Source organism: Halomonas shantousis, from assembly GCF_054654615.1.
In genome coordinates, this window is sequence record NZ_BAAIER010000002.1 from 246,998 (window position 1) to 260,448 (window position 13,451).

Sequence of the window (13,451 nt, forward strand, 5' to 3'; positions counted from 1 at the left end):
CTGGCACGCTTGTTGAATGGCATGTCGTGTCGCGGTTCGTCCACCGGGAGGCCTCTATGTATTTCACCCCAAGTTTACCGCATGTGCTGGGCATCAGTGCCCTGCTGTCCGGCATGATGCCCTTGGCATCGGCGGCGCAAGAAACGGATTCCGAATTCACGCCGGAAGAACTCACGGTCGAGGCGTCGATCAAACCGGGGGCCAACGTGTTCGTCAACAGCGCCTCCTGGGACGGCGCCAGTCGTATCCATGTCTACGGCCAAGAGAATCTCGCCTACAAGGGACTGATGTCCCTGGGGCTGACCTCGCAGATCCTGCTGTCGAATGACAGTCGCCGCATATTCGCCTTTTCCGACTACATGAAGCGCTACACCTACGGCCCGGTGGAAAGCGTCCTGCAGGTCTTCGACGTGGCGGGCCTGACGCCGGTGCAGGAAATCGTCATCCCCAATAAGGCGGCCAAAGCCATCGGCATGACCCAGCTGATCGAGACCAGCGCCGATGAGAATTATGTCTATATCCAGAACGCCACCCCGGCAACGTCGGTCACCGTTGTCGATCTGGCGTCGGGCGAGGTGGTGAACGAAGTGCCGACGCCCGGCTGTTACGGCATCTATCCCACCCCGCAGGGGTATCGCTTCTCAACGTTGTGTGGCGACGGCACGATCAAGACCTACTCTCCACAGGATGATGGCTATGAGGTGGCCAGTTCCGAGGCGCTGTTCGATATCGACAATGATGCACTCTACCTACACGCCCAGCGACTCGAGGACGGCAGACTGCTGTTCACCTCCTTCAACGGCAATCTTTATCTCGCCGACGATAGCGGCGACAGCGTGGTATTCGACGAGAAGATCGCCGTGACGGAGGGGATCGAGGGCGGCTGGGTGCCTGGCGGGTATCTGGTCTCGGCCTACAACGCCCCGAACGACATGGTCTTCCTGCTCATGCATTCGGATGGCGCCGAGGGCAGTCACAAGGATGCCTCCGAGGAGATCTGGGCCTACCGCCTGAGTGATCGCACCCTGGTCAGCCGCTCCCCGGCGGAGCACCTGGTGGCCATCGACGTCACCCAGGAGGAACGCCCGCATCTCTATGGCTCCAACGAGGAGGACGAGTCCGTGGACGCTTACGCACTGAGCGGGGACGAAGGCTTCCAGTTCACCAAGGTGGCTAGCGACGACACGGTCGGCTGGAACACGTCGCTGACGGTGACGCCATGATGACGGCTTTTCTGGGTCTGGTCGGGCTGGCCTTCATCGTCCTTGTCCTGCTTCGCGCCGTGCTGCACAAACTCTTCGACTTCCTCGAGTTCCAGGGCTTCGTCGATGATTACCAGCTGCTGCCCGAACGCTGGGGGCGGCCGGTGGCCGCGCTGCTGGTCGGTGCCGAACTGGCGATGCTCATGCTGCTGCTATTTGCCCCGACGCGCAGTGCCGGGCTGATGCTGACCGCCGCACTGCTCGTGGCCTATGCCGCCGCCATCGCCATCAACCTTCGGCGTGGACGCACCCAGATCGAATGCGGCTGTGGCGGGGTTCCCCAGCGGCTCAACGCGGTGCTGGTTGCGCGCAACCTGGCGTTGGCCGGCATCGCGCTGCTGGCCGCTAGCAGCGTTCCGGCGGCACTAGGGCCGGCCGCCACGTCACTGGCCGTGATGGCCGGCTTCACGTTATGGACGCTTTATCTGCTCTTCGAGCAGTTGAACGGCAACTCGCTGATCCTGAACCCCCCGATAAAGGTATCGCTATGAGCCTGATCCATGTCGCTCTCGTCATTCTCTTCGTTGCGATCATCCTGCTGGCTTTCGCCTTCCTGCTGTTGGCGCGCCAGATCGGCGTGTTGTTCGAGCGCGTGACTCCGATGGGCGCTCTGGTCAATGACTCGGGACCCAAGGTAGGGGACGCCTCTCCGAGCTTCACCTTGACCAGCCTGACGGGAGGCCCGGTAACCATCGGCGCCGAAAGTGACAGATCGACGCTGGTCTTCTTCCTGTCGCCGACGTGTCCGGTGTGCAAGAAACTGCTGCCGGTGCTGCGTTCGGTGCGTCGCAGCGAAGACCACTGGCTGAATGTCGTGCTGGCCAGCGACGGCGAGGAGCCCCGGCATCGGCGCTTCCTCGAGACGGCCCGTCTCGAGGAGTTTGCCTACGTACTGTCGCCGGAACTGGGTATCAGCTATCGCGTGTCGCGCCTGCCATTCGCCGTTCTGGTTGATGCACACGGCGTGGTGAAGGCCAAGGGGCTGGTGAATACCCGGGAGCAGCTCGAAAGCCTGTTCAACGCGCACGAGCAGGGCGTGGGGTCCATCCAGGCGTATCTGGATGATCCTCAGGTTACCCTTCAAACACGGTAGGAGACGGCACGATGAAACGATACCTGGATGCTTTCCTGGCGCGCATGGACCAAGGCTCCGAACGCATGGCCCGGCATGTCGCCCAGCGCAGTGGCCGACGCAATTTCCTGACGCGCGCCGGCACGTTCATGGCGGGTGCCGCGGTCTTGCCGATCCTGCCGTTCGATCGCAACTTCGGCCTGGCATATGCCGCCTCCGACACGCCGGATCCCAACGATCCGGCCAGTTGCGACTATTGGCGCTACTGCGCGCTGGACGGCGCCTTGTGCAACGATTGCGGCGGTACCCTGACCAGCTGTCCGCCGGGTTCCGAGGCCTCGGCCGTGTCGTGGGTCGGGACCTGCAGCAATCCCAACGACGGCAAGAACTATCTTGTCTCCTACAACGATTGCTGCGGGAAGGCCATGTGTCTGGGGGATTCGTGTCTGGTCAGCGAACGTGAACGCCCCGGTTACCGGATGGGACTGCACAACGATATCAACTGGTGCATGGCCAACACCTCGCAGGGATATCACTGTACGGTGGCATTGTTGGTCGGTTTGGCCGAATAGCGTCGGCACGCTACCGACGAGTCCCGGGCCGCCGATCGTTCTGGATAGACGGCCCGGGCCAGGGGGGGCGCTTCGATGCAAGCTAGACGATTCCTACCGGGAGTGATGGCTGCCGCTCTGCTGGCCGGCTTGCCGCCTGCGTCGGCGGACAGGAGCCCGCAGACGAACTATCTCCTACGCTGTGCCGGCTGTCATGGCATGAGCGGGGCTGGTGCCCCGAATGCCGGTATTCCCGACTTTCGAGGAAAGGTCGGCTCGCTTGCCATGACGCAAGACGGCCGGCTCTACCTGATGCATGTCCCTGGAGTCGTCGGTTCGCAGCTCAGCCACCGGGAAATCGCCGAAGTGACCAACTACTTGATGCAGCGCTGGGGCGGAGACTCGGCGGGAGCGGGCTATCAGGCGTTTACCGAGGCCGAGGTGCGCAGGCTGCGCGAAGAAAACGTCGCTGACGTGGTGGTTCTGCGTCGCGACGTGGTGCGTGAACTCGAAGTCTTGGGCCTGCCGGTCGCCACCTACCCCTGGCCGTAAGGCGTCTTCACGCGGGCGAAACCTTATCGACGAGCGAGGCAGTCATGAAAAAAGGGATGGGTGGGTCCGGGACCGTCACATTGTTAGGGATGATCATGGTGCTTGGGTTGGTCACGATGGGCCTCCGGCAACCGGCGAATGCCGAGGACGCCGAATCCCTGTTCCGGCAGAAGGCTTGTTCGTCCTGTCATGCCATCGACACACCGGTCGTGGGACCGTCCTTTCGCAGCGTTGCGTCCCGCTATGCAGGGCAGGACGATGCAACAGCAACCTTGATGCACAGTATCCTCAATGGGAGCCAGAGCAAGTGGGGCCCGGTTCCCATGGTGCCCAACCGGGTCAGCGAGGAGCAGGCCCGTATCCTGGCGGAGTGGATACTCGAACAGCAGTGAAAACACCAACCACATGAAAGGCCATCTTGGGCGAATCCGCCCCCTCGAGCTGCAGTGGCAGCCAACCGGATCGCAATGAGACGGTAACCTGCGCCGCGACGTCACGTTCGATTGTCATCATTCCGTTACTTGGCTTGATAACAATGTAACGCTCTATCAAGCCTGCTCTGGCACGCGTCCGTGTCGCTGTGCTGTCGCATCAGGACACGACGCGCCGCAAGCCAGAGACGGAGACACGCAGAGGAAAACGATGACACTACGCACCGGGATGGGTCTCATGCTCGGCGTCTTTGCGCTGATGGTACTGCTGGTGGGTACGGGAGGGTTCGTCGCGCTCAAGGAAGCCAAGCACTCCTTCGACACGCTCCACCGACTGAATGTCACCAGTATCGGGGCGGCCGAGCAGGCCTACGGCGCCCTGATGAGCACGCGCCTGCAGCTCAACACCTACCAGACATTGTACAACCGGCTCAAGGTCAAGCCCGCCAAGGCCGCCTGGGAACAGGCCGAGGCCTCCTTTTCCCGAGCACGGCAAGCGCTGCTGCAATTGCAGTCCAGCCAAGTGGGCGCGAAAGAGGCGCCGCTGATCGAGGCGGCCCAAGCCGCTTTCGATGCATTGATCGCACAAGGCATCACGCCGACCTTCGATGCCCTCAAGCGCTGGGATCTGGATGACTATGCCGAGGCCAATACGCAGGCCAACCTGTTGACCGATCAGCTCGACATTGCCCTGGCGCAATTGTCCGAACACGCCGGGGCCGTGGGAGCCGACGCCACCGGGGCGATCACGCGTAACGTCGACCGGATGCGTATCGGCATCCCCGCTCTGCTCGTGCTGGCCAGTGCATTGATGCTTCTGGGCTATTTGCTGGCCCAGCGGGCCCTGTTTCGGCCACTTGGCCAGGCTCGGCACCATTTCGAGCGTATCGCCGCAGGCGATCTCACCGCCAAGATCGAAGCCCGCAGCAACAATGAGATAGGCAAGCTGTTCATGTCACTGGCACACATGCAGCAGGCGCTGCAGGAGATGGTCCAGACGATGCGGTACAACAGCCATGGCCTGCGTGACAATGCCAGCGCCTGCTCGCGGCAGGCTTTCGCGATCATCGCCATCATCGATGAAATCGCTTTTCAGACCAATCTTCTGGCGCTTAACGCCTCGGTCGAGGCTGCGCGGGCCGGCGAAAAGGGGCGGGGCTTCGCCGTGGTCGCCAATGAGGTCCGCATCCTGTCACGGCGCTCGGCGGAAGCCGCGGCCAGCATTCGACAGCTGATCGAAGAGACGCATGAGCGCGTCAATCAGGGAGCGTCGGGGATCGAAGCAGCCGGCAAGGCGCTGGGTGAGGCCGAGAGCGCCAGCCAGCACGTCGCCACGTTGCTCAGCCAGATCGCCCAGGTCTCGCAGGAACAGAGCGATGGGATCGAGCAAGTCAGTCGCGCCATTGCCCAGATCGAGGCCACGGCTCAGCACAATGCCGCCATGACTCAGCAGTCGGCACTGGCGGCACGGGATCTATATCATCGTTCCGGCCTGCTCGACGCGCATGTCGCCCGCTTCACGACACTGCCTGAGGATGTCGCAAGCGCTGACGAGGGTGATGACAAGAGCGCCGCCACGCCGCCCGTTTCATCCCCATTGCAGCAAACATCGCGCTTGCCTGTCGCGGCCGGGGCGACCGAAGTGTCACTGACCTGAACCGGTTCAGCGGCTCCTGGTCTTCGTGAGCCCGTTTGGGGCTTGGCCATGGTCGGAAAGAGGGAGAACATCTGTCTAGTAGGGGCTGCCATCCTTGTGGGCGAACTGCCATTGGCCGTTGGCGCCCAGCATGGCGGCTAGATCATCGTCCGGGTAGCTCACGATATCGCCTGCCGAGCGGTCGCCGACTTCCAGATAGAGCGCTTCGGTATCAGCGCGGTTGACGAGATGGTGCCCGTCACCGCTACCGGCCTTGAAACCGGCGCACATCCCGGGAGCCAGAACGGTTTCTCCCGCATCGGTAATCAGTGTCGGAAAGCCACTCAAGATATAAACGAACTCATCCTGACGGGAGTGCGCGTGACGCAGTGCCGACATGGCACCGGGCGGCAGCCGGGTCACGTTGACGCCGAAGTTGGTGAGTCCGAACAGATCGCCGAGAGGCCGTTTCTCTCGTCCGTGAAGGCGTGAGGCGAACACTGGCGGATAACGGGAGGGCTGGCTGCGCGGTGGCGTGTCGGCGGCGATGATCGCGACGGGATAATATTGTGCTCCCATGGGATTTCCTCGGCTAACGGGCCTTTGATGCGCATGATACGACGGGTTCAGCGCGGATCACTTGTGACCAATGCCGCTTCCAGACTGCGTGGGGTAATGCCCAGTGTCTGAAAGGTATCGGCACCCTGGCCGACGACATTGTCGCTTTCCATGAGAGTGACCTGATCCCGCGTCAGCGGTGGGTTCGGCAGGAGCGAGCCCAGGGCGGCAAGGCGGTGCCACACCGCAAACGGCACCGGCAGCAGCGGACGTTGGCGATCATGGCTCTTCAGTACCGCCTGCAGGATATCGCGATAGCGATACGCCTGGGCACCGCCCAGCTCGAAGACCCTGCCTGCGGCGGCGGGCCACTCCACCACACGGCCGACAGCGGCGGCCACATCATCGACGTGGACGGGCTGCAACCTCACGCGACCGTCGCCGAACAGGGGAATGACCGGCAGCCGGGTCATTCCCTCCAAGGCACTGAGGAACGCATCGTCCGGACCGAAGATGACGCTGGGCCGCAGGACGACCGCCTGCGCAAACGCGGCGCGTACCCGCTGCTCGCCCTGGGCGCGGGCCCGCACGTAGGCCGAGGAGGACGTCGTGCTGACGCCCAGGCCGGAGATGTGTACGAGGGTGGCCACGCCGGCCTGGGCGGCAAGGCGTGCGATCCGCTCGGCAGCCACGACGTGGATGTCATCGAAGCTCAGGCCGCGGCGTTCGACGTACAGGCTGACGGCATTGACTGCGGCCTCGGCCCCCTGCAGGGCCTGCGCGACGGCCGCCTCGTCGCGCACGTCGGTGGGCTGGAATTCCACCGTGCCGGGCACGTCCACACGATGCGAATGGCGGGCCGCGATTCGTACCGTGATCCCGGCATCCGCCAGGCGGCGCACGATGCAGCGGCCCAGGAAGCCGGTGCCGCCGAAAACCGTGACGATGCGCTTGGCCATTGTGGCGTCCCTTGCGTTGAGCGAATGTGGAGCGAGGCGTGGCAATCATGCTGAAGGCGACGCATCCCGTTACGACTGCCACGCTTGGCAGTATAGGGGCTGCTCATGAGCGCTGACGAGATTCAAGAAGGCAAATGCACCACTGTCGGCTTACATGAGAGCAGCGCCTCAACGACCATACGGCACTAGCGTTCTGGTGTCTTGTCTTCACCTACCGTGTCTGCAACGTAAGCACTACGCTCCCCCATCGGCTCTTTTGCGCCGGTCGTCGTATCGTGTTTCGTCTGATGCTCGATTTCGCTGTTGAATTCTGCCCCCAGCAGCACGGTAAAGGCAGACAGCCAGAACCAGATGAGCAGGACAACGACGGCACCCAGCGATCCATAAACCTGGCCAAAACTGGCAAAGTGACTGACATAAAGGGAAAAACCGACCGATCCCGCTATCCACAACGTGACCGAGAGTAACGAGCCGACACTGATCCATTGCCAGCGCGGTTCCTGGCGATCCGGGGCATAGCGATAAATGATCGCCACGGCCAGCATGACCATGATCATCAGCAGTGGCCAGCGCAAGAGCCCGATAGCCATGGCAAGGGTGTCATTCATGTTGAGTACGCTCGTGATGATGGGGATCAGGGCGATCAATCCCAGCGCAATTATCGTCATGAATATCGCACCCGTGGTCAGCGCCAGCGTCTCGGCAATCTTCTTGATCAGACTCCGGCTCTCATGCTCCCCGTAAATGGAATTCAGTCCCTGCATGAGCCAGTACATGCCCTGGGAGGCGCTGTAGATAGCCAGTGCCAGGGCACCGGCCGCAGTCAGGCTGATACTCGTCCCCAGGTCTTCGAGAGTCTGCTCGATGCGTTGCCCGATGATGTCCGTTGCCTCGGGCGGAAGTAAATGGCTGATCAATGAAATCTGCTGGGCAATCTGGCTGGGGTCGAACAATAGGCCCCATAGGGCAATAACTGCCGCAATGATCGGGAAAGTGGCCAACAAGCCATAAAATGCGATGCCGGCACTCAAGACGGGAATATAGTCGCGGCCGATGTTACCCTTGACTCGCCACAACACATCCAGCCAGCCCGCCCAGGGAATTTGTGTCGGTCGCTCGGCCTGACGGCCACGCCGAGGCTGCGATGATTTGCGAATCGTCATAAGCCCTTCCATGCACGTCTGCAGATGGCTTCCGATAAACTGTAGCCAAGCCATGCCTGGGCTGCCGAATACGCGAGACGGGAGCAATGTCCCGTCTCGAAGTGAGTGCTTGTACTGAATCGGGCTAAAGCGCTTCGCGGTGATGACACCCGAGACGGCTTCTGGTCAGCCGGTCTGACGTCCCGTGAGCTTGTCACGAAGACGGTCGATCATGCCGACGCCCGGCCCGACGCTCTTGTGGAAGAGTTCGGAATGCGGTGCGCTGGGATGCGGGCGGGTCGGTGCCAGTTGCTTGGCCTTCTGCACCTTGTCACCCATGTCCACGAGCTGTTCGCCGGAAAGGTGGGCGCGCAGTTTGGGGAATTGATCGGATTCCTCATCGTCGGCATGGTGGCGCAACTGCTTGTCCAGTTCCTGGACCAGCCCCATGAACTCCGGATCGGCAGCATCGGCATCTTCCAGCTTCTTCATCACCTGGACGATCTCGTCGTGCTCCTGCTTATCATGCTCGACTTCCTCCTTGCCATTTGGCAGCTCCTTTTCCATCGTCGGATAGACGTACATCTCCTCGGCAACGGCGTGACGCATCACTTCGGCAATCACCGTTTCGACCAGATCCCGGCGCTGATGGGCATCGGGTGTCTGCGAGGCCTGGGCGAGCAGTTCCGTCATTTCCCGGTGGTCAGTCGTCAGGATGTCGACGACATCCGCGTTCGGTCTAGTCACGTTATCGTTCGTCATTATTTCCCTCCTTGGGATTTTCTTCCTGAGCGTTGATCCGACGCTCGGTTTCAACCTCGATTTTTCAACCTCCATTTTCAACATAGTCGCGCTCGGCAATCAGGTCCAAGCCTGGCCGCCATCCCGGGGCGGCCTGGTTCTTTCGACGGCGATATCATGTGGTGTGTCGCTGACGCAGGGGGTCGAGCAGCGGGCTCAGGCCGTTGTGGTCGATCTCGTACATGAGCTGGAGAAGTTGGCCGATCTCGCCAGATGGAAAGCCCTCGCGGGCGAACCAGTTGAGATAGGGCCTCGGCAGGTCGGCGATCAGCTGGCCTTCATATTTGCCGAAGGGCATCTTTCGGCTGACCAGCTTTTGAAGATCCTCGGGCTTCACTTGCGTGTTCCTTTATCGTCGCATTTCGTTGCCTGGCGAATGGTGACATGATTCGACACGTTCGGTGAGCCAGATAGATAGGAGTAACGCATGAGGCAATACGCCGTGGTGGCCTATGACTATACGGACAACGAGGCGCTCGAGCGTCGCCTGGCCAATCGCGACGCGCATCTGGCAGGCGTGCGCGAGCTCGCCAGACAAGGGAAATTCCTCAGTGGCGGGGCGATCCTCAACGATGACGGCAAGATGATCGGCTCCAATGCTCACTTCCGCTTTACCGACCGACAGGCGCTGGATGTCTGGCTCGAGACCGAGCCCTACATGACCGGACGGGTCTGGGAACGCGTCGACATTCGCGAAGTGAAGCTCTTCGACCCGAACGCCTGAGCGCACCATGACCGATAATCCACCGTTGCCCGCCCAGGCCCGCCATCTCCTCGAAACCGCACCTCGCGAGACGTTGCCGATGACCTATCAGCAGCTCGCCGAGGCGCTGGGGCTGCGCCCGCCGCGCACCATCCAGCGCGTGGCTCAGGCACTGGAAGCCTTGATGCGCGAGGATGCACAACGGAACCGCCCCTTCATCGCCGCGCTGGTCGTCAGCCGACAAGGGGAGGGACTGCCGGCGCAGGGCTTCTTCGACCTGGCGGTGGCGCTGGGACGATTTTCCGCAGATTCGGCACGGCATGCCGAGGCCTGGCGGCAAGAGTTACAGCGTGCGCTGGAAACCTAGGCCTGTCTGGAACTCGTTCCTGTCTGAACCTGGGACCTATCTGAAAAGTGCCTGCGCTCGCCCATGCGGCAGTTCCATCAACAGCGGCCCGCCGGCAAGGGCCTGCTGCAGGCGGGTGGCGAGGATATCCACGATGGCGTCGTTCTCACCCACCAGTCGCGTCGTGGTGACATTCAGGCCCGGGGAGCGCGCCATCGCTTGTGCGCCGATCTCCGCGATATCGCCGCCTTCGCCGGCGTGACGGCCCGGAGAAAGAAACAGCATGGACAATATCACGTCGCTGCCGGCCAGCGACGGCGAGGCCAGCAGGTCTTCCAGTAGCGGCTCGTTGAACCGGTAGGCCTCGCCGTCGCGACGTTCCATGGAGGCAAAGGTGACGCAATCGACCTCGCCGGCCAGCAGCACGCTCAGCTGCCCGGCGAGGTAGTTACGTACCGCCGTGACCTCCGGGATCGGGCTGCCGTGATCGACCAGCACCACCTTCGGTCGCGACAGGCCCTCCACCCGTTCGCGCACGTTGTCCGCCAGCAGCCGCGCCAGACGCAAATCCACCGCTGCCTGGCTGTCGGCCAGTGGCAGGGCCACCTTGACGTCCAACTGCGGGTAGTTGGCCTGTACCTCGGCCAGGCGCTCGGGCAGGTAGCGGGTCAATGCCTGGCTGGGGCCGAAGAAGAAGGGCAGGATGAGCAGTTCGGTAACGCCGTCGGCTGCATGGCGTTCGGCCAGCGGTCCCAGCGTCACGGCCTTGTGGCCCTCGAGTTCCTCGGAAGGGATCTTGTAGGAGTGCAACAGGGAAGTGGCCTCGACCGTCTCCCCGGTGGCCTGGCTCAAGGCGTGGGCAAGGCGACGCAGATTGAGCGTGGCCTGAGGGCGCAGGGAACCGTTGTCGACGAGCAGGATCTTTCGCATGGAGGCCTCAGAGGGTGTTTACAGGGTAGGCGAGCGAAGGCAGGGCGAAATTGAGTGATAAAGCGCCGTCGATTCTCTCAGTATTGACCCGAAAACGATTCATGGCGATGCACAACGGTGGCGCTAGCCCAGCACCTTGCCCTCGCACCAGTAACCCATGCTGGTGACGTAGCGTTTGGGCAACCCGCATTCGTTGACCAGATAGCGGCGAATGCCTCGCGCCACCTTGGTTTCGGCGGCGATCCAGGCGTAGAAGGGGGCACTGTCGGCGCTCGCGGCTTCCCAGAACAGACAATCATCCGCTGTCTCTTCGGGGGCGCCCTCTGCACTCTCTCCGTTTTCTGCGCTCCCCGGCTGGCCGCCCAGGGCGCGAATCTCCTGCTGTAGGTCGAGATCGCGCACTGCGCGTAGCAGCCGTTCGCCGTGAGCATATCCGGGGGCGGCGTCGCGCGGTAGCCAGTGGACCTGGGCGGCAGGCATCAAGGTCTGCTCGTCTCCGCCTTTCGGCACCTCGACCAGCGCTTGTACCAATGGGCGGTCGGAACGTGCGGCGAGCTCCTCCAGAATCCCGGCCGCCGCCGGCAGTGCGGTCTCGTCGGCAACCACCAGGATGCGCCGTACCCCGCGCGGCGGCTTCCATTCGAACCCCACCGGGGCGGCATCGGTGTCGGCCACCGGGGCGGTCATCGCCAGGCGGTCGCCGGGGCAGGCATGCATCGCCCAGCGCGATGCGGGACCGTTGTCGCCGTGGAGCACGAACTCGACATCGACCTCGGCGTAGGCCGGGCGCAACTCGCGGATAGTGTAGGTGCGCATCGGCGGGCGTCGGGCATCGGGCAGGGCGCGATAGGCGCCGTACCAGTCATGCTCGTTCGCTCTGGCGATCTCGAACAGTGCCTCGAGACCGCCTTCGTTGCCGGGGCCGGAGCAGGGGAAGAACAGCTTGATGCGCTGATCCGGCGCATGGGTGGCCATCTGGCCGACCTCGGGCCCGGTGAAGGTGAACCTGATCAGCGAGGGGCTGACCTGAGTGCGCCGGGAGAGCGTGACATCGAAGATTCGGTAGCTTTGTTGTGCGGCCATGGCATGTACTCCCCGTTGTCGTCCCCCGGTTGGTGGGAGAAGGCTATCACCCTTGATAAGCATTCTCAATTAAGCGCGTACCTGTCAGCTGCATGCTTTGTCATCAGTTCATTCAAGCGTGTCTTTGCCAGCGGTTCGAGCACCGGATAATTCAGCTAGCGGACGAGCATCAACTTGGACTGAGCTCCTTGTCTTACAGTGTTTTCCAGATAACTATTTGTTTTTAAAATATAAATTTTATTTCCATTCATTCCTTGCGAAAACAGGAACGATGCGATAGGTTTAAATAGAATTAAATGGTCGTACAAATAATACAAAAAGCTTGGTGAACGTCGCATATGGTCGATTGATGTCCGTCTGCTGAGTACTTAACAAGATCAATAATTATAAGGAGAAATCATGAACAAGGTTATGCAAACTCTGCTAGCTATCTCTATTGCTGGCGCTACGTTCAACTCTCATGCTTCGACAACTCTACGGCTTTCCCATTTCTGGCCTGCCGAGTCCAAGATTAATAAGGAAATTTTCGAAGCCTGGTCAAACGCTGTTGAAGAAGACTCAGAAGGGGAGATTAAGATTCAGAATTTCCCTTCAGAAACGCTGAGCCAAGCAGACAAGTCTTATCAAGGTGCAGTCAAAGGTATATCCGATATTGCCATAACGGCACAGGGGTATACTGCGGGGCGCTTCCCTCTAACACAGATAGTAGAACTGCCTGGCATGGTAAACAGCGCGCAGCAGGGCTCATGCATGGTTCAAACGCTTTATGATGAGGGAGCCATTAAGGAAGAATACAAGGATTCCCACGTTCTTTTTCTGTTTACGCACGGGCCAGGTTATTTACATTTGAAGGACGTCGAAGTAAAGACGCCAAAAGATTTTGAGGGGTTACGCGTTCGTCGTCCAACAGCCGTCGTAGGCAGCATGCTCGAAAGCATGGGAGCGCAGCCTATCGGTATGCCCATGCCTGAAGTTTATACTGCCCTCCAACGTGGAGTGATGGATGGTCTGACGACATCGTGGGAAGGGGTAAAGGTATTCGGATTAAATGATATTGCAAATAGCCATACTCAGGTACCCCTCTATACGCTCACTTTTGTTGCAACCATGAATGAGCGTGTTTATCAGAACCTTTCACCCAAAGCACGTGAAGCTATTGATAATAATAGCGGCATGAAGTGGTCAAGCATAGCTGGTGAAGTATTCGATCAAATTGATAAGTCAGGGAAGCAGGAGGCTGTTCAGGCGGGGCATGCTATTAATGTGGTAGATGATCCCTTGGGAAATCCAGAATGGTCAACTCTACTTAAGTCAGGCATACAGGGCTATCTAACCAGTCTAGAAGATAGAGGGGTTGACGGAGTAGGCCGAGTCTATAAGGCGGCTCAGGAAGCAAAAAATAATTGTGCTTCTAGCTGAAGGAGT

The 13,451-nt window shown here is 60.8% G+C and carries 17 protein-coding genes; 10 read left to right on the top strand and 7 right to left on the bottom strand.

Features of this window, described 5'->3' with window-relative positions; all coding sequences use genetic code 11:
- Positions 1–56 precede the first annotated feature (56 nt).
- The 7 genes from ACYQ12_RS01820 to ACYQ12_RS01850 all read left to right on the top strand — a co-directional run bounded on the left by ACYQ12_RS01820 (position 57) and on the right by ACYQ12_RS01850 (position 5,525).
- The gene (locus ACYQ12_RS01820; protein ID WP_459866841.1) at positions 57–1,223 is read left to right on the top strand and encodes an amine dehydrogenase large subunit; all 1,167 of its coding nucleotides are present in this window, start codon (positions 57–59) and stop codon (positions 1,221–1,223) included.
- Positions 1,220–1,753, top strand: a complete 534-nt coding sequence (locus tag ACYQ12_RS01825) for a MauE/DoxX family redox-associated membrane protein (protein WP_459866844.1) — start codon at positions 1,220–1,222, stop codon at positions 1,751–1,753. Before ACYQ12_RS01820 ends, ACYQ12_RS01825 begins: the two co-directional genes overlap by 4 nt.
- The gene (mauD, locus tag ACYQ12_RS01830; protein ID WP_459866846.1) at positions 1,750–2,355 is read left to right on the top strand and encodes a methylamine dehydrogenase accessory protein MauD; all 606 of its coding nucleotides are present in this window, start codon (positions 1,750–1,752) and stop codon (positions 2,353–2,355) included. Before ACYQ12_RS01825 ends, mauD begins: the two co-directional genes overlap by 4 nt.
- Positions 2,356–2,366: 11 nt before the next feature.
- Positions 2,367–2,906 (top strand): methylamine dehydrogenase light chain, encoded by a 540-nt coding sequence (locus ACYQ12_RS01835; protein ID WP_459866849.1) that lies wholly within the window; start codon positions 2,367–2,369, stop codon positions 2,904–2,906.
- Positions 2,907–2,981: 75 nt separating this feature from the next.
- Positions 2,982–3,437, top strand: a complete 456-nt coding sequence (locus tag ACYQ12_RS01840; protein WP_459866852.1) for a c-type cytochrome — start codon at positions 2,982–2,984, stop codon at positions 3,435–3,437.
- Between the two features lie 95 nt (positions 3,438–3,532).
- Positions 3,533–3,829, top strand: coding sequence for a c-type cytochrome (locus ACYQ12_RS01845; RefSeq protein WP_459866855.1), 297 nt, complete (start codon positions 3,533–3,535; stop codon positions 3,827–3,829).
- A 250-nt stretch (positions 3,830–4,079) separates the two neighbouring features.
- Positions 4,080–5,525, top strand: a complete 1,446-nt coding sequence (locus ACYQ12_RS01850; protein ID WP_459866858.1) for a methyl-accepting chemotaxis protein — start codon at positions 4,080–4,082, stop codon at positions 5,523–5,525.
- A gap of 75 nt (positions 5,526–5,600) precedes the next feature.
- On the opposite strand, the gene ACYQ12_RS01855 is transcribed toward ACYQ12_RS01850, so the two are convergent.
- The 5 genes from ACYQ12_RS01855 to ACYQ12_RS01875 all read right to left on the bottom strand — a co-directional run bounded on the left by ACYQ12_RS01855 (position 5,601) and on the right by ACYQ12_RS01875 (position 9,301).
- Positions 5,601–6,083: a cupin domain-containing protein gene (locus ACYQ12_RS01855; RefSeq protein ID WP_459866861.1), complete on the bottom strand. Its 483-nt coding sequence runs from the start codon at positions 6,081–6,083 to the stop codon at positions 5,601–5,603.
- A gap of 47 nt (positions 6,084–6,130) precedes the next feature.
- Complete coding sequence (locus tag ACYQ12_RS01860; protein ID WP_459866864.1) at positions 6,131–7,021, bottom strand: complex I NDUFA9 subunit family protein; 891 nt, start codon at positions 7,019–7,021, stop codon at positions 6,131–6,133.
- 185 nt (positions 7,022–7,206) lie between these two features.
- Complete coding sequence (locus ACYQ12_RS01865) at positions 7,207–8,184, bottom strand: YihY/virulence factor BrkB family protein (RefSeq protein ID WP_459866867.1); 978 nt, start codon at positions 8,182–8,184, stop codon at positions 7,207–7,209.
- A gap of 165 nt (positions 8,185–8,349) precedes the next feature.
- The gene (locus tag ACYQ12_RS01870) at positions 8,350–8,925 is read right to left on the bottom strand and encodes a hemerythrin domain-containing protein (protein ID WP_459866870.1); all 576 of its coding nucleotides are present in this window, start codon (positions 8,923–8,925) and stop codon (positions 8,350–8,352) included.
- 154 nt (positions 8,926–9,079) lie between these two features.
- Entirely contained in the window at positions 9,080–9,301 is a 222-nt protein-coding gene (locus tag ACYQ12_RS01875) for a DUF3820 family protein (RefSeq protein ID WP_459866873.1), read from the bottom strand.
- Between the two features lie 90 nt (positions 9,302–9,391).
- Between ACYQ12_RS01875 and ACYQ12_RS01880 the strand changes: the two genes are divergently transcribed.
- Together ACYQ12_RS01880 and ACYQ12_RS01885 are read left to right on the top strand one after the other, a co-directional pair.
- Positions 9,392–9,688: a YciI family protein gene (locus ACYQ12_RS01880; RefSeq protein WP_459866876.1), complete on the top strand. Its 297-nt coding sequence runs from the start codon at positions 9,392–9,394 to the stop codon at positions 9,686–9,688.
- Between the two features lie 7 nt (positions 9,689–9,695).
- Positions 9,696–10,034: a hypothetical protein gene (locus ACYQ12_RS01885; RefSeq protein WP_459866879.1), complete on the top strand. Its 339-nt coding sequence runs from the start codon at positions 9,696–9,698 to the stop codon at positions 10,032–10,034.
- A gap of 36 nt (positions 10,035–10,070) precedes the next feature.
- Here ACYQ12_RS01885 and ACYQ12_RS01890 read toward each other — a convergent pair whose 3' ends face one another.
- Together ACYQ12_RS01890 and ACYQ12_RS01895 are read right to left on the bottom strand one after the other, a co-directional pair.
- Positions 10,071–10,943, bottom strand: a complete 873-nt coding sequence (locus ACYQ12_RS01890) for a sirohydrochlorin chelatase (RefSeq protein ID WP_459866882.1) — start codon at positions 10,941–10,943, stop codon at positions 10,071–10,073.
- 123 nt (positions 10,944–11,066) lie between these two features.
- Positions 11,067–12,026, bottom strand: coding sequence for a siderophore-interacting protein (locus ACYQ12_RS01895; protein ID WP_459866885.1), 960 nt, complete (start codon positions 12,024–12,026; stop codon positions 11,067–11,069).
- Between the two features lie 399 nt (positions 12,027–12,425).
- Here ACYQ12_RS01895 and ACYQ12_RS01900 point away from each other — a divergent pair, with 399 nt between their 5' ends.
- Positions 12,426–13,445 (top strand): TRAP transporter substrate-binding protein, encoded by a 1,020-nt coding sequence (locus tag ACYQ12_RS01900; protein ID WP_459866888.1) that lies wholly within the window; start codon positions 12,426–12,428, stop codon positions 13,443–13,445.
- Positions 13,446–13,451 lie beyond the last annotated feature (6 nt).

Bases quoted from the DNA above. Each gene is read 5' to 3' on its own strand.
- ACYQ12_RS01845 (WP_459866855.1), top strand. From the start codon at position 3,533: ATGGTGCTTGGGTTGGTCACGATGGGCCTCCGGCAACCGGCGAATGCC.
- ACYQ12_RS01855 (WP_459866861.1), bottom strand. From the start codon at position 6,083: ATGGGAGCACAATATTATCCCGTCGCGATCATCGCCGCCGACACGCCA.
- ACYQ12_RS01860 (WP_459866864.1), bottom strand. From the start codon at position 7,021: ATGGCCAAGCGCATCGTCACGGTTTTCGGCGGCACCGGCTTCCTGGGC.
- ACYQ12_RS01880 (WP_459866876.1), top strand. From the start codon at position 9,392: ATGAGGCAATACGCCGTGGTGGCCTATGACTATACGGACAACGAGGCG.
- ACYQ12_RS01850 (WP_459866858.1), top strand. From the start codon at position 4,080: ATGACACTACGCACCGGGATGGGTCTCATGCTCGGCGTCTTTGCGCTG.
- ACYQ12_RS01820 (WP_459866841.1), top strand. From the start codon at position 57: ATGTATTTCACCCCAAGTTTACCGCATGTGCTGGGCATCAGTGCCCTG.
- ACYQ12_RS01895 (WP_459866885.1), bottom strand. From the start codon at position 12,026: ATGGCCGCACAACAAAGCTACCGAATCTTCGATGTCACGCTCTCCCGG.
- ACYQ12_RS01890 (WP_459866882.1), bottom strand. From the start codon at position 10,943: ATGCGAAAGATCCTGCTCGTCGACAACGGTTCCCTGCGCCCTCAGGCC.
- ACYQ12_RS01885 (WP_459866879.1), top strand. From the start codon at position 9,696: ATGACCGATAATCCACCGTTGCCCGCCCAGGCCCGCCATCTCCTCGAA.
- ACYQ12_RS01840 (WP_459866852.1), top strand. From the start codon at position 2,982: ATGCAAGCTAGACGATTCCTACCGGGAGTGATGGCTGCCGCTCTGCTG.
- ACYQ12_RS01900 (WP_459866888.1), top strand. From the start codon at position 12,426: ATGAACAAGGTTATGCAAACTCTGCTAGCTATCTCTATTGCTGGCGCT.
- mauD (WP_459866846.1), top strand. From the start codon at position 1,750: ATGAGCCTGATCCATGTCGCTCTCGTCATTCTCTTCGTTGCGATCATC.
- ACYQ12_RS01870 (WP_459866870.1), bottom strand. From the start codon at position 8,925: ATGACGAACGATAACGTGACTAGACCGAACGCGGATGTCGTCGACATC.
- ACYQ12_RS01825 (WP_459866844.1), top strand. From the start codon at position 1,220: ATGATGACGGCTTTTCTGGGTCTGGTCGGGCTGGCCTTCATCGTCCTT.
- ACYQ12_RS01835 (WP_459866849.1), top strand. From the start codon at position 2,367: ATGAAACGATACCTGGATGCTTTCCTGGCGCGCATGGACCAAGGCTCC.
- ACYQ12_RS01865 (WP_459866867.1), bottom strand. From the start codon at position 8,184: ATGACGATTCGCAAATCATCGCAGCCTCGGCGTGGCCGTCAGGCCGAG.